This window comes from Pantoea sp. B65, from assembly GCF_047308185.1.
In the GTDB taxonomy this organism is placed as follows: Bacteria; Pseudomonadota; Gammaproteobacteria; order Enterobacterales; family Enterobacteriaceae; genus Erwinia.
In genome coordinates this window covers 325,982-345,906 of the sequence record NZ_JAHXPU010000011.1, presented here as the reverse complement: position 1 = coordinate 345,906, position 19,925 = coordinate 325,982, and the positions used below count along the sequence as shown (strand labels likewise).

At 54.5% G+C, this 19,925-nt stretch carries 17 protein-coding genes; 13 read left to right on the top strand and 4 right to left on the bottom strand.

Features of this window, described 5'->3' with window-relative positions; genetic code table 11:
• Window positions 1–65 precede the first annotated feature (65 nt).
• The 8 genes from csrD to tldD all read left to right on the top strand — a co-directional run bounded on the left by csrD (window position 66) and on the right by tldD (window position 12,508).
• Window positions 66–2,015 (top strand): RNase E specificity factor CsrD, encoded by a 1,950-nt coding sequence (gene csrD / locus JWF83_RS02485; RefSeq protein WP_413648390.1) that lies wholly within the window; start codon window positions 66–68, stop codon window positions 2,013–2,015.
• Between the two features lie 316 nt (window positions 2,016–2,331).
• On the top strand, window positions 2,332–3,375 hold the full coding sequence (gene mreB / locus JWF83_RS02480) for a rod shape-determining protein MreB (protein WP_003855260.1): 1,044 nt from the start codon (window positions 2,332–2,334) through the stop codon (window positions 3,373–3,375).
• 66 nt (window positions 3,376–3,441) lie between these two features.
• Window positions 3,442–4,524, top strand: coding sequence for a rod shape-determining protein MreC (gene mreC / locus JWF83_RS02475; protein WP_413648389.1), 1,083 nt, complete (start codon window positions 3,442–3,444; stop codon window positions 4,522–4,524).
• Window positions 4,521–5,009, top strand: coding sequence for a rod shape-determining protein MreD (mreD, locus tag JWF83_RS02470; protein ID WP_413648388.1), 489 nt, complete (start codon window positions 4,521–4,523; stop codon window positions 5,007–5,009). The genes mreC and mreD overlap by 4 nt, the downstream gene beginning before the upstream one ends.
• An 8-nt stretch (window positions 5,010–5,017) precedes the next feature.
• A complete protein-coding gene (locus JWF83_RS02465; RefSeq protein ID WP_413648386.1) occupies window positions 5,018–5,599 on the top strand; it encodes a Maf family protein in 582 nt (193 codons plus the stop codon).
• 1 nt (window position 5,600) lies between these two features.
• The gene (gene rng / locus JWF83_RS02460) at window positions 5,601–7,070 is read left to right on the top strand and encodes a ribonuclease G (RefSeq protein WP_413648384.1); all 1,470 of its coding nucleotides are present in this window, start codon (window positions 5,601–5,603) and stop codon (window positions 7,068–7,070) included.
• Window positions 7,071–7,167: 97 nt separating this feature from the next.
• A complete protein-coding gene (yhdP, locus tag JWF83_RS02455; protein ID WP_413648382.1) occupies window positions 7,168–10,965 on the top strand; it encodes an AsmA2 domain-containing protein YhdP in 3,798 nt (1,265 codons plus the stop codon).
• Between the two features lie 97 nt (window positions 10,966–11,062).
• On the top strand, window positions 11,063–12,508 hold the full coding sequence (tldD, locus tag JWF83_RS02450) for a metalloprotease TldD (protein WP_413648380.1): 1,446 nt from the start codon (window positions 11,063–11,065) through the stop codon (window positions 12,506–12,508).
• Between the two features lie 81 nt (window positions 12,509–12,589).
• Here tldD and aaeR read toward each other — a convergent pair whose 3' ends face one another.
• Window positions 12,590–13,507 carry an HTH-type transcriptional activator AaeR gene (gene aaeR / locus JWF83_RS02445; RefSeq protein WP_413648379.1) on the bottom strand — a complete coding sequence of 306 codons (918 nt, stop codon included), beginning with the start codon at window positions 13,505–13,507 and terminating at the stop codon, window positions 12,590–12,592.
• Between the two features lie 277 nt (window positions 13,508–13,784).
• On the opposite strand from aaeR, the gene aaeX reads away from it, so the two are divergent.
• The 5 genes from aaeX (at window position 13,785) to JWF83_RS02420 (ending at window position 18,817) form a co-directional block, all read left to right on the top strand.
• Entirely contained in the window at window positions 13,785–13,988 is a 204-nt protein-coding gene (gene aaeX, locus JWF83_RS02440) for a p-hydroxybenzoic acid efflux pump operon protein AaeX (protein WP_413648377.1), read from the top strand.
• Window positions 13,989–13,995: 7 nt separating this feature from the next.
• Entirely contained in the window at window positions 13,996–14,928 is a 933-nt protein-coding gene (gene aaeA, locus JWF83_RS02435; RefSeq protein WP_413648376.1) for a p-hydroxybenzoic acid efflux pump subunit AaeA, read from the top strand.
• Window positions 14,929–14,939: 11 nt separating this feature from the next.
• The gene (aaeB, locus tag JWF83_RS02430) at window positions 14,940–16,907 is read left to right on the top strand and encodes a p-hydroxybenzoic acid efflux pump subunit AaeB (RefSeq protein ID WP_413648374.1); all 1,968 of its coding nucleotides are present in this window, start codon (window positions 14,940–14,942) and stop codon (window positions 16,905–16,907) included.
• Window positions 16,908–17,043: 136 nt separating this feature from the next.
• Window positions 17,044–18,498: an NAD-dependent succinate-semialdehyde dehydrogenase gene (locus JWF83_RS02425; protein ID WP_413648372.1), complete on the top strand. Its 1,455-nt coding sequence runs from the start codon at window positions 17,044–17,046 to the stop codon at window positions 18,496–18,498.
• A gap of 49 nt (window positions 18,499–18,547) precedes the next feature.
• Window positions 18,548–18,817, top strand: coding sequence for a hypothetical protein (locus tag JWF83_RS02420; RefSeq protein WP_413648370.1), 270 nt, complete (start codon window positions 18,548–18,550; stop codon window positions 18,815–18,817).
• 80 nt (window positions 18,818–18,897) lie between these two features.
• Here the strand turns inward: JWF83_RS02420 and yhcN (JWF83_RS02415) are convergent, their stop codons facing one another.
• The 3 genes from yhcN (JWF83_RS02415) to yhcN (JWF83_RS02405) all read right to left on the bottom strand — a co-directional run bounded on the left by yhcN (JWF83_RS02415) (window position 18,898) and on the right by yhcN (JWF83_RS02405) (window position 19,901).
• Complete coding sequence (gene yhcN / locus JWF83_RS02415; protein ID WP_413648368.1) at window positions 18,898–19,161, bottom strand: peroxide/acid stress response protein YhcN; 264 nt, start codon at window positions 19,159–19,161, stop codon at window positions 18,898–18,900.
• A 103-nt stretch (window positions 19,162–19,264) separates the two neighbouring features.
• Window positions 19,265–19,534 carry a peroxide/acid stress response protein YhcN gene (gene yhcN / locus JWF83_RS02410; protein ID WP_413648367.1) on the bottom strand — a complete coding sequence of 90 codons (270 nt, stop codon included), beginning with the start codon at window positions 19,532–19,534 and terminating at the stop codon, window positions 19,265–19,267.
• A gap of 103 nt (window positions 19,535–19,637) precedes the next feature.
• Window positions 19,638–19,901, bottom strand: coding sequence for a peroxide/acid stress response protein YhcN (gene yhcN, locus JWF83_RS02405; protein WP_413648366.1), 264 nt, complete (start codon window positions 19,899–19,901; stop codon window positions 19,638–19,640).
• Between the last annotated feature and the right edge of the window lie 24 nt (window positions 19,902–19,925).

Genomic DNA, 19,925 nt, shown 5'->3' with positions numbered 1-19,925 from the left:
AACCTGCGGATAGTATGGCGACCGGTTACTGGCTTCTCTTATAACCGCAGTTAAAAGGCACAGGGATGCGATTAACTACCAAACTATCTGCGTTTATAGCATTGCTCAGCGCACTGGCAATGTTGCTTATGTTAACCGGCTGCGCGCTCAGCTTCTTCTATCTCAGCAATCAGCGGGTGGAAAACCGTGTGCAAACCATGGTTACCGAGATTGATCTGGCGCTGATCAACGAACCGATTGCCAGCCTTGAACCCTGGCTGCGCAGAATGATGCCTCCCCTCAATATAGAACGTATCGATATTCACGATAGCGTGCGCACGCAACTGTCGCTGCAACGTCATCAGAACGCGTTAATTGAAGATGAACCCAACCGCTTTCGCCAGGCGGAAATCCCGCTGCTGAAACATCCCGCCCTGACCGTGCGTATAGTCTGGCTTGACCCGGCGAACACCTGGTTCCGTTCGTTTATTGGCACCTCGACGATGATCGCGGTGATCGTGGTTGCCAGCATTATGCTGCTAATTTTACTGCTCTCGCACCGCTGGCTTTACCGCCAGTTAAAGGGGCTGGAGAGTCTGGAGAGTCGGGCGCAAAAAGTGATTATGGGCGAGCGCGCCAGCGTCGGGCGGGGGTCGATTCACGAATGGCCGGCGAAAGCCAGCAGCGCCATCGATCTGTTGCTCAACGATCTGCAGGAGGCGGGTGAACAGCGTATTCGGGTCGATACGCTGATTCGCGCTTTTGCGGCGCAGGATGCGAAAACCGGGCTGAACAACCGACTGTTTTTTGATAATCAGCTGGCTACCCTGCTGGAAGATGCGGAAGACGTCGGTGCCCATGGCGTGGTGATGATGATCCGCGTACCGGATTTCGACACTCTGCGTGAACGCAGCGGCAACAATGTGGCTGAGGATTATCTGTTTGATCTGGTCAATATGTTGTCGACATTTGTGATGCGCTATCCGGGGGCGCTATTGGCACGCTATTTCCGCAGCGATTTTGCCGTGTTGCTGCCGCACCGCTCGCTGAAAGACGCCGGCAACATTGCCAGCCAGCTGATTACCGCAGTCGATTCATTACCGCCGACGCGCATGCTGGATCGCGAAGATATGATCCATATCGGTATCAGCGCCTGGCGAAGCGGGCAAACTACGCAACAGGTGATGGAAAATGTTGAAGTGGCCACCCGTCATGCGGCGTTGTTGGGGGGCAATAACTGGTCGGTTGGTGACGGTAACGTCAGCGAGACCGGGCGTGGCAGCGTGAAATGGCGCACCCTGCTGGAGCATACTCTGACCCTTGGCGGCCCACGCCTGTATCAGAAGCCGGCGGTGACGCGCGAAGGGCTGGTACATCACCGCGAGATGCTGCCGCGCATTTTTGATGGTGAGGTCGAGCTGGCGGCGGCAGAATATATGCCGCTGGTTCAACAGATGGGAATGGCCGAGAGTTATGACCGTCAGATGATCACGCGTATTATGACGTTGCTCAGTGTCTGGCCGGACGAAACGCTGGCGATGCCGGTCACTGTCGACGCCTTGCTGCAGCGCCCGTTCCAGCGCTGGCTGCGCGATACATTGTTGCAATGCTCTAAAATGCAAAGAAAACGCTTTTTATTTGAACTTGCGGAAGCAGATGTGTGTCAACACATCAATCGGCTGCAGCCGGTGTTTCGTTTGCTGCAGGGCTTTGGCTGTCGTATCGCGGTAAATCAGGCCGGGCTGACAGTAGTGAGTACCGCCTATCTGAAGCAGTTTAAGGTGGAAATTATTAAACTGCATCCGGCGCTGGTGCGTGATATTGAGCGGCGTACGGAAAATCAGCTGTTTGTGCAAAGTTTGATCGAGGTATGCAGGGCGACGCCGACGCGTGTTTTTGCCGCGGGAGTCAGAACGCGGGCCGAATGGCAGGCGTTGTCGGGGCTGGGGGTCGCAGGCGGTCAGGGCGACTTTTTTGCCTCCTCTCAGCCGGTTAACAGCAATGTGAAAAAATATTCGCAAAGATATCGAGTTTAGTCTGCCGTTAACCGCGATTTCACGTAGAATAGCCGCGCGGTTGTGGTTCGAGGCGGCTTCGTCGGTGAACCGATGAAACCTGAAAAATGTTAAAGTTTGTGTATGTTATGTCCGCTTGCCAGCCCATATTTAATAAGCACAGCGCCTGAATTCAGGCACGCAGTTGCAGTGTCGCTTTTGCGGTTATGTCACAAGCGAGAGATTGCGTGATTTTTCACCGAAGTAGAATGTTTTTGCGCCTTGTGGCTGCTTCGTGTGGTTGGTAAAGTAAGCGGATTTTATTTTTCGCCCCCAGCTTGCAGGATTATTCTTTAGTATGTTTAAAAAATTTCGCGGCATGTTTTCCAACGACTTGTCCATCGACTTGGGTACCGCCAATACCCTTATTTATGTGAAAGGACAGGGTATTGTTCTTAATGAACCTTCTGTCGTTGCTATTCGTCAGGACCGCGCTGGCTCCCCAAAGAGCGTAGCGGCTGTAGGTCATGATGCAAAACAGATGCTGGGCCGTACGCCGGGCAATATCGCCGCGATTCGCCCAATGAAGGATGGCGTTATCGCCGATTTCTTCGTGACTGAGAAAATGCTGCAGCATTTTATCAAGCAGGTTCATAGCAACAGTTTTATGCGCCCCAGCCCACGAGTGCTGGTGTGCGTCCCGGTCGGCGCAACGCAGGTTGAACGCCGTGCCATCCGCGAATCTGCCCAGGGTGCAGGCGCGCGCGAAGTTTTCCTGATTGAAGAGCCAATGGCTGCCGCAATCGGTGCCGGTCTGCCGGTTTCCGAAGCGACCGGTTCAATGGTGGTGGACATTGGTGGTGGTACTACTGAAGTGGCGGTGATCTCGCTGAATGGCGTGGTTTACTCCTCTTCCGTGCGTATCGGTGGTGACCGTTTTGATGAAGCTATTATTAATTATGTGCGCCGTAACTACGGTTCACTGATTGGTGAAGCCACCGCGGAACGTATCAAACACGAAATCGGTTCAGCTTATCCGGGTGACGAAGTTCGTGAAATTGAAGTGCGTGGACGTAACCTGGCCGAAGGTGTGCCACGTGGTTTTACGCTGAACTCCAACGAAATTCTTGAAGCACTGCAGGAGCCGTTAACCGGCATCGTCAGTGCGGTAATGGTCGCACTGGAACAGTGCCCGCCGGAACTGGCTTCCGACATTTCCGAGCGCGGTATGGTGCTCACCGGAGGTGGCGCATTGCTGCGTAACCTCGATCGTCTGCTGATGGAAGAGACCGGTATTCCGGTGGTCGTCGCTGAAGATCCGCTGACCTGTGTCGCACGCGGCGGTGGTAAAGCGTTGGAAATGATCGACATGCACGGCGGCGATTTGTTCAGCGAAGAATAATCTGCCAGGGGAGTGCTGGTCAGGCCGGCACTCCCTTTTCTTGATGTCGAGGAATACGCTGCGTTTATGAAGCCGATTTTCAGCAGGGGGCCTTCCCTGCAGTTACGCCTCTTTTTGGCGGTTATCGTGGCAATTGGAGTGATCGTTGCCGACAGCCGAATGGGGTCATTTACCCAAATTCGTACCTATATGGACACTGCCGTCAGTCCATTCTACTTCCTGGCCAACGGGCCACGTCAAATTCTGGACAATGTTTCTGAAACCTTGGCCTCCCGCCAGCAGTTAGAGCTGGAAAACAAAGCGCTGCATCGCGAACTCTTTCTAAAAAACAGTGAGCTGTTGATGCTGGGTCAGTTTAAGCAGGAGAACGCGCGTCTGCGTGAACTGCTTGGCTCGCCATTGCGTCAGGACGAGCACAAAATGGTCACGCAGGTGATCTCCGCGGGTACCGATCCCTACACCGATCAGATGGTTATCGATAAAGGCAGTATTAATGGCGTTTACGAAGGCCAGCCGGTGATCAGTGATAAAGGGGTGGTCGGTCAGGTGATTGCGGTAGGTAAACTTACCAGCCGGGTCTTGCTGATTTGTGACGCTTCCCATGCGTTGCCGATCCAGGTGCTGCGTAATGATATCCGCGTGATTGCTGCCGGTAACGGCTGTACGGAAGATCTGCAGCTGGAACATCTGCCGGGTAATATTGATATTCGCGTCGGTGATGTGCTGGTCACCTCCGGCCTGGGCGGGCGCTTCCCGGAAGGTTATCCGGTCGGGGTAGTCTCGTCGGTGAAAGTGGATACGCAACGCGCCTACACGGTGATTCAGGCGCGGCCAACCGCGGGTCTGCAACGCTTGCGCTATCTGTTGCTGCTGTGGGGGGCTGACAGCCGTGGCGACATGCCAATGGCGCCGGATGAGGTGCATCGGGTGGCAAACGAACGTCTGATGCAGATGATGCCGCAGGTTCTGCCGCCTGCCGACGCAATGGGGCCGCCGGCTCCGGCAGCACAACCGGCTCCGGCAACGCCGCCGGCGGCCGCTAGCGGTAGTGCGACGCCGCCAGCCGCCAGACACACGCCTGCGAGCAGCCATCCGCCTGCCAGTAACCGTCGCCCGGCAAACGCCACAGGCCGTGGAGGCCAGCCTTGAGTAGCTATCGCAGCCATGGTCGCTGGGTTATCTGGCTCTCGTTTCTGGTGGCGCTGGTGCTGCAAATTATGCCATGGCCGGATCAATTCTATATGTTCCGGCCTTCATGGCTGCTGTTGATTCTGATTTACTGGGTACTGGCGTTGCCACATCGGGTAAATGTTGGCAGCGGTTTCCTGATGGGGGGGATTATGGACCTCATCTCCGGTTCTACCCTTGGGGTGCGTGCGCTGGCGCTCAGTATTGTCGCCTACCTGGTGGCCTTTAAATTCCAGCTTTTCCGTAACTTAGCATTGTGGCAGCAAGCATTAATGGTTATGGTGCTGTCACTGGCGATGGATGTGATTGTTTTCTGGGCCGAATTCCTGGTTATCAATGTGTCATTCCGACCGGAAATTTTCTGGAGCAGTGTAGTCGACGGGGTTTTATGGCCCTGGCTATTCTTATTGATGAGAAAGATCCGCCGTCAATTCGCTGTTCAATAAGGAAAACTATGCTATCCCTGTATCTTGCTTCCGGTTCACCACGCCGCCGTGAACTGCTGACGCAGCTTGGTCTGCGCTTTGAACCACTGTCGACGGAAGTCGAAGAACTGCGTCGCGCTGGCGAAAGCGCTGAACAGTATGTGTTGCGGCTGGCGCGTGATAAAGCGCTGGCAGGCGTCGCGGTTGCCGCGCGGAATTTACCGGTATTGGGCGCTGATACTATCGTAGTACTGAACGGCGAAGTTCTGGAAAAGCCAAAAGATCAACAGCATGCCAGCGAAATGCTGACTAAACTTTCCGGAGCCACCCATCAGGTGATGACCGCCGTCGCGCTGGCCGATCGGCAACAATTAGTTGATTGCCTGGTGACTACCGACGTCACGTTCCGCACTTTATCAGCCGATGATATTGCCGGCTATGTGGCCAGTGGCGAACCGATGGATAAAGCCGGGGCATATGGTATTCAGGGGTTTGGCGGCAACTTTGTCAGAAAAATTAACGGCAGTTATCACGCAGTTGTCGGACTCCCTCTGGTTGAGACAGCAGAACTGTTCAGCCACTTCCAGTCACTGCGTGAACTGAGAGGATAACATGACGGCTGAATTGCTGGTTAACGTCACACCATCAGAAACACGGGTTGCGTACATCGATGGTGGGATTCTGCAAGAGATTCATATTGAGCGCGAAGCGCGTCGCGGTATTGTAGGCAATATCTATAAAGGACGTGTCAGCCGGGTGTTGCCGGGTATGCAGGCGGCGTTTGTCGATATTGGTCTCGATAAAGCCGCCTTTTTGCATGCTTCAGACATTATGCCGCATACCGAATGCGTTGCCGGTGAAGAGCAGAAAAATTTCAGCGTGCGTGATATCTCCGAGCTGGTGCGTCAGGGGCAGGATCTGATGGTACAGGTGGTGAAAGATCCGCTGGGCACCAAGGGCGCGCGTTTAACCACCGATATCACGTTGCCGTCGCGTTACCTGGTGTTTATGCCCGGGGCCTCGCATGTTGGCGTATCGCAGCGTATTGAAAGCGAAGCAGAGCGCGATCGTCTGAAAGCGGTGGTTTCTGCCTACTGTGACGAGCTGGGCGGCTATATTATTCGCACCGCAGCGGAAGGTGTCGGTGAAGTGGAGCTGGCTTCCGATGCCGCCTTCCTTAAGCGTCTGTGGACCAAAGTCATTGAACGTAAAAAGCGTAATCAAACGCGCTGCCGCCTGTATGGCGAAGTGGCGTTGTCGCAACGCGTGCTGCGTGACTTTGCCGGTGAGGCGCTCGATCGGGTCCGTATCGACTCGCGTCTCACCTACGAGCATCTGGTCGAGTTCACCAGTGAATACATTCCGGAAATGACCGAGAAGCTGGAACTGTATACCGGCAAACAGCCGATCTTCGATCTCTATGATGTGGAAAACGAAATTCAGCGCTCGCTGGATCGTAAGGTGGAACTGAAGTCCGGTGGTTACCTGATTATCGATCAGACCGAGGCGATGACCACTGTTGATATTAATACCGGCGCGTTTGTCGGCCACCGCAATCTTGATGAAACCATCTTCAACACCAATATTGAAGCCACTCAGGCGATTGCCCGTCAGCTGCGGCTGCGTAATCTCGGCGGCATTATTATTATCGACTTTATCGATATGAGTAATGAAGAGCATCGCCGGCGTGTATTGCATTCGCTGGAAACCGCCCTGAGCAAAGATCGGGTGAAAACCGGTATTAACGGCTTCTCGCAACTGGGGCTGGTGGAGATGACGCGCAAACGTACCCGGGAAAGCATTGAGCATGTGCTCTGCCATGACTGTCCGGTATGTAAAGGGCGCGGGACGTTAAAAACCATCGAAACCGTCTGCTATGAGATTATGCGTGAGATTGTGCGCGTGCATCATGCCTATGATTCCGACCGCTTCCTCGTCTATGTGTCGCCGGCAGTAGGGGAGGCGTTGAAGAGTGAAGAGTCACATGCGCTGGCGGAAGTGGAGATTTTCGTCGGGAAGCAGGTTAAAGTTCAGGTTGAGCCGCTCTACACTCAGGAGCAGTTCGATGTGGTGATGATGTAAGATTTGCAGAGCGGGAGTCAGTAATGGCCCCTGGGATAGAGATCCAGGGGGGTAATTTATGCCGCCCGCATGGCAGGGTATACGCAAGGAGATATGAGTGAGGCAGTTGCCCAGGATCCTGTTATTAACAGGCGCAGCATTAATTGTCATCGTTGCGCTACTGGTCAGTGGCTTACGCTTAGCCATGCCTCACATGGACAGCTATCGCGCCGCTATCCTCGGCAAAATCTCCTCTGCCAGTGATTTATCGATTGCCGCCAGCAGTTTGCAGGGAAACTGGCAAAATTTTGGCCCGACACTGGAGATCAGAGATCTTAATGTCGGGTTAAAGGATGGCGGCAGACTGAAAATCGACCGTGTGACGCTGGCGCTGGATATCTGGCAGTCATTGCTGCACGCCCGCTGGCAGTTCCGCGATCTTACCTTCTGGCAGATGCATCTCACCACCAACTCCCCGCTGGTGGAGAGCGCGAACAACAGCACCAGCCTGAAAGCCGATCAGATCAGCGACCTGTTTTTACGTCAGTTTGACCACTTCGACCTGCGTGACAGCAGCATCAGCTTTCTTACCCCCTCCGGCCAGCGCGCCGAACTGGCGATCCCGAAACTGACCTGGCTGAATGAAAAAACGCGCCATCGTGCGGAAGGTGAGGTGAGCCTTTCCAGCTTTACCGGTCAGCACGGCGTGGTGCAGGTGCGTCTCGATCTGAATGACAACAACGGTTTGCTGAATAATGGTCGCGTCTGGATGCAGGCAGACGATGTGGATGTGAAGCCGTGGCTTGGACAGTGGATGCGCGATAATACCAGTCTGGATAGCGCCCGCTTTAGTCTCGCGGCCTGGCTAAGCCTGAAGCAGGGCGAAGTATATGCCGGCGATATCTGGCTGAAAAAGGGCGGCGCTGGCTGGCAGGGCGACCGGCGTGCGCATCGGCTGGATGTGGATAACGTCACGGCGCATGTGACGCGAGTGAACAGCGGCTGGTCGGTTAAAGTACCGCAAACCAATTTGAAAACCGATGATGAAGCCTGGCCGCAGGGGCAGTTCTCACTATTATGGCAGCCGGAAAATGGCATCCTGCCGGGGCCGGATCACAATGAAGAGTTGCGGGTCCGGGCGACAAAGCTCGACTTACAGCGTCTTGAACCACTGGTGTCGCTGTTTTCCCGCTTATCGCCGCAGCTGCAGGAAAACTGGCGCGCGATCCAACCACGTGGGCAAATTGATGCGCTGGCGATTGATGTGCCAATGAAACAACCGGAACAGGCGCGTTTCCTCGCTAAATGGCGCGATCTGAGCTGGCAGCAGTGGGAGTTACTGCCGGGGATGGAGCATTTTAGCGGTTCACTTTCCGGTAGTGTGGCGCATGGTCGTCTCGATTTGCGGCTGACGGATGCCAGCTTACCCTACGGCGCTATGTTCCGTGCTCCGCTGGAGATCAGGCGCGCAACCGGGGCGATTGACTGGCGCTACAGCGATCGGGGCTTTAGCTTAAGTGGTAAAGATCTCGATGTGCAGGCGCGCTCACTGTGGACCCACGGCGATTTTAACTACAGCCAGCCGGCTAACCAGCCGCCACGTCTTGATATTCTCGCCGGTATTAACCTGACTGACGCCGCTGACGCCTGGCGTTACTTTCCTGAGCCATTCATGGGTAAGTCTCTGACCGATTATCTGAGTGGCGCGATTAAAGGTGGTCAGGTGCAAAATGCAACGCTGACCTTTGCCGGTGACCCCAACAAATTTCCGTTTAAACATAACGATGGCATGTTTGAAGTGTGGGTACCGCTGCGCAATGCGCTGTACGAGTTTGAACCCGGCTGGCCGGCGCTGGAAAATCTGGCGATTGATCTCGACTTTCTTAATGATGGTTTGTGGATGAATGCGCCGCAGACCATGCTGGGTAAAGTACAGGGGAAAAACATCACGGCGGTGATCCCGGACTATCTGAAAGAGAAACTGATTATCGACGGCGATATTAGCGGCGCCGGACCAGAAATACGCAACTATTTTAAGCAGTCGCCGCTGAAGTCATCGCTGGGAGCCGCCCTTGATGAACTGCAGGTGGGCGGGGATGTAAGTGGTCGCTTACATCTTGATATTCCGCTGGATGGTCAGCAGGTGCGCGCCAGTGGCGAAGTGGCGCTGCATAACAATACGCTGCTGATAAAACCGCTGCAGAGTACTCTGACACAGCTCACCGGCCGTTTTCGCTATGATAATGGCAATCTGAAAAGCGAAAATATGAGCGCCAGCTGGTTTGGTCAGCCGCTTGGCGTCAACTTTAATACCGTTGAAGGTGAAAAAGATTATCAGATTGGCGTCAATCTGAAGGGTGACTGGCAGCCAGCACAGATCAAAGCGGTACCGAAACAGATTGCCAGTCAGCTGAAAGGCAGCGCGGCGTGGAACGGAAAGGTTGCGGTGACGCTGCCGCATCAGGGCGGGGCAAAGTATCAGGTTGATGTTGACGGCGATCTGAAAAGTGTGAGTAGTCACTTACCTTCTCCGCTGGATAAAACGGCGGGTAGTGCATTGCCGGTGAAAGTCAGTGCCAACGGCAACCTGCAGAGTTTTGAGCTCAGCGGCATACTGGGTGACCGGCACCGTTTTAACAGCCGCTGGCTATTGGGAGAGCGTCCGCGCGTTGATCGTGGCATCCTGGTAAACGACAGTAAGACCACGCCAAAGCTGCCGGATGTCTCCGGTATGGTGTTAAATTTGCCAGCGCTGGACGGCGAAGCCTGGCTGGGGTTGATGGCCGGCAGCAGTGAAGAGCAAGCCGGGCGCAGCTCCCTGCCGGGCAATATTATTCTGCGCACGCCATCTCTGACGCTGGCGGGCCAGCAGTGGCGCGATCTGGAAGCCACCATCAGTCAGACAACCGGCGGCGGCACGACAATTCAGGCGCAGGGGCGGGAAGTGAAAGGGAGTCTGACCATCCCGACCAATGCCAGCTGGCGGGCGCACTTCGATTATCTCTATTACAATCCACAATTTGCCAGCAGCGCCGGCAGTGGCAACACGTTATTACCGGATAATGGCACCACCCTTGATTTCAGTCGCTGGCCGGCACTGGATATCACCTGCGATGAGTGCTGGCTACGCGGGCAGAAATTTGGTCGCATGCAGGCCAATCTGACACCGGACCGCGATACTCTGACGCTGAAGAATGGTTTGATTGATAGCGGCAGCGCGCGTTTAACCATCGCTGGCGAATGGGTTAACCGTGCGGGCGAGCAGCGCACCTCGCTCAAGGGCCAGTTAAGCGGTAAGAAAATTGATGATGCGTCGAACTGGTTTGGTATTAACACGCCATTACGCGACGCACCTTTCAATATCGACTACGACCTGCACTGGCGCTCCGTACCGTGGCAGCCATCGGAAGAGACCCTGAGTGGCGTGCTGAAAAGCCATTTTGGTAAAGGGGAGATCGCTGATGTTAATACCGGTCGTACCGGTCAGCTGTTACGGTTGGTCAGCTTCGATGCGCTGTTGCGTAAACTGCGTCTCGACTTCAGCGATACCTTTGGCCAGGGCTTCTACTTTGATTCGATTAATGGCACTGCATGGATCGAAGATGGTGTAATGCACACCGATAATCTGCTGGTAGACGGGCTGGAAGCCGATATTGCGATGCAGGGCAAAATGGACCTGGTGAAGCGTAATATCGATATGGAAGCGGTAGTGGCGCCGGAAATCTCGGCGACCGTCGGGGTTGCTGCGGCCTTTGTCGTCAATCCGGTAATTGGCGCCGCGGTATTTGCTGCCAGCAAGGTGCTGGCGCCGCTGTGGAATAAAATTTCAGTGCTGCGCTATCACATTAGCGGGCCGATTGATAAGCCGGAAATTAACGAAGTACTGCGCAAACCGCGTGAAAACAGCGCAAAGTGAATTTGACGGGGCCGCGGATTTATCGCAGGCTTACTGTAGGGGCGGCTTTATGCCGCCCGCGTCGGAGATTTGCACCATATCAAATAAGTGAGAAACGATGAGTCTGAATCTGGTAAGTGAGCAGTTACTAACTGCTAACAATATTAATCATCAGGATCTATTTTCCCTTCTGGGGCAGCTTTCAGAACGTCGACTGGATTACGCCGATCTCTATTTCCAGGCCAGTTATCACGAATCATGGGTGCTGGAAGACCGCATCATCAAAGATGGTTCATACAATATCGATCAGGGTGTTGGTGTGCGCGCGGTGAGCGGGGAAAAAACCGGCTTTGCCTATGCTGACCAGATTACCCTGAATGCACTGACGCAAAGTGCCCATGCCGCGCGTAGCATCGTGCGTGAACAGGGTGACGGCAAAAGCAAAATCCCTGGGGCGGTGGATCACCGCCTGCTTTATCCGGCGTTGGATCCGTTACAGAGCCTGTCACGTGAAGAGAAGATCGCCCTGTTACACCGTGTGGATAGCGCGGCGCGCGCTGCTGATAAACGCGTGCAGGAAGTGACTGCCAGCCTGACGGGAGTGTATGAACTGGTATTGGTGGCAGCGACCGACGGTACGCTGGCGGCGGATGTGCGTCCTCTGGTGCGCCTGTCAGTCAGCGTGCAGGTGGAAGATGATGGCAAGCGCGAGCGCGGTTCCAGCGGCGGCGGCGGCCGTAGCGGCTACGAATTCTTCCTTGCCGACGAAAACGGCGAAGTACGTGCGGAAGCCTGGGCACGTGAAGCGGTGCGTATGGCGTTAATTAATCTTTCTGCGGTTGCGGCGCCTGCGGGTTCGATTCCGGTAGTGCTGGGCGCTGGCTGGCCGGGAGTGCTGCTGCATGAGGCCGTGGGCCATGGTCTGGAAGGCGACTTTAACCGTCGCGGGACTTCGGTATTCAGTGGCCATATGGGCCAACTGGTGGCTTCCGAACTTTGTACCGTGGTTGATGATGGCACCCTCGCCGGTCTGCGCGGTTCGCTGGCTATTGATGATGAAGGGGTGCCCGGCCAGTACAACGTGCTGATTGAAAACGGTATTCTGAAAGGCTATATGCAGGACAAGCTCAATGCCCGTCTGATGGGGGTTAAGCCAACCGGCAATGGTCGTCGTGAGTCCTATGCGCATCTGCCGATGCCACGCATGACCAACACCTATATGCTGGCGGGTAAATCCACACCGCAGGATATTATCGAAAGTGTGGAATATGGCCTGTATGCGCCAAACTTTGGTGGCGGTCAGGTGGATATCACTTCCGGTAAGTTTGTTTTCTCCACCTCAGAAGCCTATCTGATTGAAAACGGCAAAGTGACCAAACCGGTGAAAGGCGCCACGCTGATCGGTTCCGGTATTGAGGCGATGCAACAAATCTCGATGGTAGGCAATGACCTGGCGCTGGATAAAGGCGTCGGCGTCTGTGGCAAAGAGGGGCAAAGCTTGCCGGTGGGTGTCGGTCAGCCTACGCTGAAACTGGATAAGCTGACGGTTGGCGGTACCGCCTGATTTCATCCTGACGGTAATTTGCATTTTCCGGGCGGAGTAAACCCCGCCCTGACCATGCTTTCTATCCGCGTTAAGGGCTAATCAGCGTTTACGGTGCTCCTGATAGATATTGGCCACCTGTTTAAAATATTCCGTCAGATAATTAATGCACACCTGTACCTTCAGCGGCAGCTTGTCTTTCTGGGTATAAACCGCATACACCGGCCGGGGATCGGACTGATAGCGGCTGAACAGAATCTCCACCTGTCCGGCATTAATTTCATCAATCACCCACATCAGCGGTACATAAGCGATGCCGGTACTGGCTTTCAGCCAGCGTATCAGGGTCTGCGAATCATTAGTAACAAAACGTCCCTGCGGCGAAATGCGAATCGACGCCCCCTCCGGCGAGATCAGTTCAAAGTCATTATCAGGACGCACGCTATATTCCAGCCAGGAAAAATTGCCGATATCTCCCGGTTTCTCCGGCGCGCCATGTTGCGCCAGATAGCTTTTCGCCGCGCATACTACCATCGGCATTGAGCCGAGGCGTCGGGAGAACAGGCTGGAGTCCTGCAACGCGCCGACGCGGATCACCACGTCGAGACCATCGGCGATCAAATCAGGCGCCGGAATGCCGGTAACCAGATTAACCGTCAGGCCGGGATACTCGCGCAGCATCTCGGCGCTCATGGTGGCGAGAACATTTTGCGCCATGGTCGACGAACTGCCAATGCGCAGGGTGCCGATCGGAGTATTGTTAAAAGCATACAACTGTTCATGCACCTCCTGTGCTTCCGACAGCATGCGCCGACAGCCCTGGAAATAAATTTTCCCGGCTTCCGTCAGGCCGATACTCCGGGTACTGCGATTCAGCAGCTTTACCTGCAGCTCATCTTCCAGTTTGGCCACGATTTGACTGATAGCGGAAACACTCATCTGCAACTGACGCGCAGCCGCAGTAAACGAACCTAATTCAACCACTTTGGCAAAAACCGACATGCCTTTTAGTCTTTCCATTATTCACTCTGGCTTAAAAGTGATTTAGATCACAATTTGTAGAAAACATATAGTCATCAGCGTTACTATATGGCTGCCGGGTCACCGTCTGGTGCCTCACCCTTTGTCGAGATTACTTAATGGTAATCTATCATTAAGTAACGGTTCTGATTTTCGTCTGACACTTTACCTGTTGCCCGACCATCATCAATCGGTAACGCGCACGCCCCCAGAATCACGGGAGTCGCACCATTTTGGCTTTACGGGACTCCCGGCACTGTATGCAAAAGGATAAGAGATGAGTGTGCTTCCGGTTATTGTGGTGTTTGGACTGTCGTTTCCACCGATATTTTTTGAACTTCTCGTGGCGCTGATGTTGTTCTGGCTGGTGCGACGTGTGCTGATGCCCAGCGGCATTTATGATTTAGTCTGGCATCCGGCACTGTTTAATACGGCACTGTTTTGCTGTCTGTTCTACCTGGTATCACGTCTGTTCGTCTGAGGTTATAGTGAAAGCTCTAATAAGAAAAACCGCTCGTTATGCGATCACCATCGCTCTGGTTATCATCGCCATCGTTGTTATTTTCCGTGCATGGGTGTTCTATACCGAATCCCCATGGACACGTGACGCCAAATTTACGGCTGATGTGGTGGCTATCGCTCCCGATGTCAGCGGCCTGATCACCGAAGTGCGGGTGCAGGATAACCAGCTGGTGAAGCAGGGTGACGTGTTGTTCACCATTGATATGCCGCGTTTCCAGAAAGCATTAGATGAAGCGCAGGCCGATGTCGCTTACTACCAGTCGCTGGTGAGTGAGAAGCGCCGCGAAGCCGGTCGCCGTAATCAGCTTGGCGTGCAGGCCATGTCACGCGAATCGATCGATCAATCCAATAATGATCTGCAAACCAGCGAGCATCAATTAGCGAAAGCTCAGGCGACGCGCGATCTGGCACAGCTGGATCTCGATCGTACCGTGATCCGCGCGCCGGCTAACGGCTGGATCACCAACCTGAATGTGCACGGCGGTGAATTTATTACCCGCGGATCCACGGCAGTGGCGCTGGTGAAACAGGATAGTTTCTATCTGCTGGCTTATATGGAAGAGACCAAGTTGCCAGGCGTACGTCCGGGATATCGGGTGGAAATCACTCCGCTGGGTAGCAATATTGTGCTGCGTGGTACGGTCGATAGCGTTGCGGCGGGGGTTAACAACAGCAGCAGTACCGTCGACAGTAAAGGGATGGCAACCATCGATTCAAACCTTGAATGGGTACGGCTGGCGCAGCGTGTGCCGGTGAAAATTCGCCTTGATCAGCAGCCAGGCAATCTGTACCCCTCCGGGACCACGGCGACGATCGTCATCACCGGGACGGTTGACCGTACCCGCGATCAGCTGCCGCCGATGACCCGGTTTTTACAACGCTTACGTGAGTTCGGTTAAGCGGGGGCGCTATGCAAGGCTTAACCTTTGAACGGCTGCGCTTCCCGTTAAAACTCACCTGTGCGGTGGTGATGGCGCTGTTTATCGGCTTTCATTTTAATCTGGAAACGCCGCGCTGGGCGGTAATGACCGCCGGCATTGTTGCCGGGGGGACCGCCTTTGCCGCCGGTGGCGACCCTTTCTCCGGCGCGCTGCGTTATCGTGGCATGCTGCGTATTATCGGTACCTTTCTGGGCTGTCTTGCCGCGCTGGTGATTATGATCTGCACCATCCGCGCGCCGGTTGTGATGCTGCTGCTGTGCTGTTTATGGGCCGGAGCCTGTGTCTGGCTGTCGTCGCTGATTAAAGTGGAGAACTCCTACGCGCTGGGGCTTGCGGGTTATACCGCGCTGATTATTGTGGTGAGCGTTGATGCTAATGGTTCACTGCTGCTGGCCCCGCAGTTTGCGGTGGAGCGTTGCAGCGAAATTGTGATTGGTATTGTTTGCGCGGTGCTTGCCGATCTGCTGTTTTCACCGCGATCGGTGAAAAACGATATCGACCGCGAAATTGAAGCGCTGCTGGTGGATCATTACAAGCTGCTGCAATTGTGTATCGCCCATGGCGATAAAGAAGAGGTTGATAAATCCTGGAGCAATCTGGTGCGACGCACCAATGCCCTGAACGGTATGCGCAGCAACCTGATGATGGAGTCCTCCCGCTGGCAGAAGGTTAGCCGGCGTTTAAAAGCGTTGCAAACGCTGTCGTTGATGCTGATTACCCAGGCGGCGGAGACTTTCCTGATACAGAACAGCCGTCCGAATTACCTGCCGCCACAATATAAATTATTATTTGAAAAAGACGTGCATAGCGTCAACGACGTGCATAAACGAATGAAGCTGATGCGCCGGGTGATTGCTGCCAGCAGCAGTAAACAGACGCCGCTTACTGTCGCCAGCTGGGTCGGGGCCGCCACCCGTTACCTGTTGCTGCTGAAGGGAATTCATACTAACAGCCGTATTAGCAAAACCGAGGAGGAGATCCTCGGCGATGACGTGGTGATCAAAGCGAAATCTGCTGAAACCCACCATGCGTTGATTAACGGGATTCGTACTTTTGTGGCGACGGCGTTAGGCTCATTATTCTGGCTGTATACCGGCTGGACCTCGGGCAGCGGCTGTATGGTCATGCTGGCGGTGATCACCGCCCTGGCGATGCGTATGCCGAATCCGTTAATGATGGCGAAAGACTTTCTCTACGGTATGAGCGTGGCGGTACCGCTGGGCGCGCTGTACTTTTTGGTGATTATGCCCGCCACCCAGCAGAGTATGGTGCTGCTGTCGATTGCTATTGGTGGTCTGGCGTTTGTCGCCGGTATCTTTATCCAGCGCCGCCAAATCGGTACACTCGGCGCCTTTGTCGGTACCCTGAACATTCTGGTGCTGGATAATCCGATGACTTTTCAGTTCAAAGTGTTTCTCGACAGTGCGTTAGGTCAGGTGATTGGCTGTTTTATCGGGCTGATGGTGATCCTGCTGATTCGTGATACCTCAAAGGCGCGTATCGCCCGTACACTGCTGAATCGCTTTATGTATGCGGCGGTGTCGGCGATGACCACCAACCAGGCGCGGCGCAATGAGAACCATCTGCCGGCGCTGTATCAGCAGCTGTTTATGTTGCTGAATTTGTTCCCCGCCGATATTGATAAGTATCGTCTGGCGCTGACGCTGATTATTGGTCATCAGCGCTTACGTACCGCGGATATTCCGATTAATGCCGATCTCTCCGTGTTCCATAAGCAGTTACGCTATACCGCCGATCGGGTGATTGCCGCCCGCAGCGACGACAAACGGCGCTACTACTTTGAGCGTCTGCTGAGCGAGCTCGATCAATATCAGGAGAAGCTGCTGGTCTATAAGGCGCCGGTTAGCGTTACCGAGCCGGTAAAACGGCTGGCGGATGTCCTGAAAAAGTACCAGAACACCCTGATTTTAGTCTGAAACCATGTCGGTGCCAGCGGCACCGGCATTCCCTGTCCGGCATTTCTTCTCTCCTGTAACCACTCCGTCATCAAACCCCTGAGTTTTGCCAACTATACTGAGCTAAACAGGATGGCCAATTAATCAGGAGAAAATTATGTCTTATACAATCCTGCAAGATAATGACCTTTTCCAGACCGGCTGGCTGGCCGAAGGGAAATGGCACACGCTTAGCGACACTTTCGCGGTACTCAATCCCGCCACCGGTGAAACCATTGCGAACGTCGCCAGGGCGGGAAAAGCCGAAACGGAGCAGGCGATCGCCGCCGCCTGGCGAGCCTTCCCGGGCTGGCGGGCAAAGACCGCGAAACAGCGCGCCGAAATCCTTTATCGCTGGTATCAGCTAATCATTGACAATAAAAGCTGGCTCGGCCAGCTCATGACTGCCGAGCAGGGCAAACCGATTAAAGAGGCCGAAGGTGAAGTGGAATATGCGGCCAGCTTTATTCAGTGGTTTGCCGAGCAGGCGAAGCGCGTTAACGGCGAGATTATTCCGCCGGCGAAACCGGGTTCGCGTATTTATGCCACGCGCGAACCGATTGGGGTGGTGGCGGCGATCACGCCGTGGAACTTCCCGATGGCGATGCTGACGCGCAAACTGGGTCCGGCGCTGGCCGTCGGCTGTACCGGTATTATTAAACCGGCCAATAATACGCCACTCTCCGCTTTTGCTTTGCTGGCGCTGGCGAAAAAGGCCGGAGTGCCGGATGGCGTACTGAATGCCGTCGCGGGTGATACCCACGCTATTAGCGATGCGATTATGGCCAGTAAAGCGGTACGTAAAATCTCTTTCACCGGCTCGACGCAGGTCGGCAAACTATTGATGCGCAATGCCGCGGAGACCATGAAAAAGGTGTCGATGGAACTGGGAGGCAATGCGCCCTATATCGTATTTGACGATGCTGATATAGATGCCGCCGTAAAAGGGGCGATTGCCAATAAATTCCGCAACGCCGGACAGGTTTGCGTTAGCGTTAATCGCTTCTATATCCACAATAGCGTTTACGACCGTTTTGTTAACCAGCTGGCGGATGAAGTGAATCAGCTGAAAGTGGGCAACGGCGCGGATGAAGGGGTGGTTGTCGGACCGCTGATTGAGCCGGCGGCGCTGGAAAAAGTGGAAGAGCACGTCAGGGATGCGGTGGCGCAGGGGGGACGCATTGTCGCCGGTGGTGGGCGTCATCAACTGGGCGGCAATTTCTGGCAGCCAACGGTGATTGCTGAGGCGCACGAAGGGATGAAGCTGGCGAGAGAAGAGACCTTTGGTCCGGTGGCCGCCTGTTTCCGTTTTGATGATGAAGCGGAGGTAATCCGCCGCGCCAACGATACCGAGTTTGGGCTGGCTGCCTATTTCTATACGCAGAATTTACAGCGAGTGTTCCGCGTATCGGCTGCGCTGGAGAGCGGCATGGTGGGTATCAATGAGTGTGCGGTATCGACAGAGCTGGCGCCTTTTGGCGGTGTAAAAGAGTCAGGCCTGGGACGAGAAGGCTCGGTGCTGGGATTAGAAGAGTTCCTGGAGGTCAAAGCCCTGCACCTTGGTGGGCTGTAATCATCCGGGCGGTGACAACCGCCCGGTACTGTTTTGCGGAGCTGCCGACATGAAAAAAGAGAGCTTTGATTTTAACGAGATCGTCGATCAGGCCCATTTTTATCGTCAATTCAGTGAGCGTTTTGCGCTGGCCGATCGCCTGATCACCGATCTGGATACGCTGTGGGAGGTAGTCACGCTGTCTTTATTGCCGTTACCGGTTGAAATCGAATTTATTAATCTGGGATCGGGGCAGAAGCGGCGCTATGGTGCGCTGATCCTGTTATTTGACGAGGCTGAAGAGGAGCTTGAGGGGCAGCTCCGCTTCAACATTCGGTAGGGTTATTCGGCAAGCAGTGGCAAAAAGGGCCCCGGCGAGCGGGGCCAAAGGGTTCGTCAGATCAGCAGATCGACGAGGAATTACTTATAGAGCTCGGCGGTGGCGTGCCAGCTATCGCCGGTGCGTGCTTCAATCACGCGATATGCGCTGGCGCCTTGTGCATCCGCTTTTTGTGACAGTGCCTGACGGATATCCGTCGGCGCACCGGCTACACCACTCACGGTAATTGTCCCCGCAGACTGCAGATTGCCTGCCTGTTCAGCGCTGATCAGATCGGCAGCAGCAGCGCCGAAGGTCATCAGGGAAAGCAGGCTCAATGTTGCGATGGTTGTTTTAATTTTCATAGGTTCCTCTCCTCATTGTGCTCAACAACCTGCGGGTTCAACATCATGACCAGGTCGTCGATGTCACGGACGGGCGTGACTGTTTTACGCCCGTAACGGTGAATTATTTATAGATTTCAGCGGTCGCGTGATAGTTGCCGTTGCTGTAAGCCTCGATCACACGGTATGAGCTGGCGCCCTGTTCGTTAGCTTTCTGGGACAGCGCTTCACGAATGGTCATTGGCGAGCTATCCAGACCGCTGACGGAGATGGTACCGATAGAATGCAGATTTTCACTGGCAACCTGTTGATCGGTAACCAGGTTTGCAGCGCTGGCGCCGAAAGAAAGCACAGAAGCCAGACCTAAAGCAGCGATAGCGATAGTCGTTTTCATAATATTTACTCCAGAAATTTGTTGTTCAGGGCAACCGAAAGGGATGAAAAGCCATTTTTATGCTTGGGGTTGCCGTCGTCGTTAATAGCAAATCTTCGATAACTTATTTGTACAATTCAGCAGTGGCGTGCCAGTTGCCGTTTTCGTAAGCCTCAACCACGCGATAGGCTTTTGCACCCTGTTGATCAGCTTTCTGCACCAGCGCTTCATTCATATCTGTCGGTGCACCCGCGATGCCGCTCACGCTGATCATGCCGGCAGGCTGCATATTCTGTGCCTGTTCTGCGGTGATGGATTCAGCTGCAAAAGCGCCAAATGACAGAGCAGAGAGAATGCTAAGGGTTGCGATAGTAGTTTTAACGTTCATGTTTATTTCCTCGTCGTCTATTTT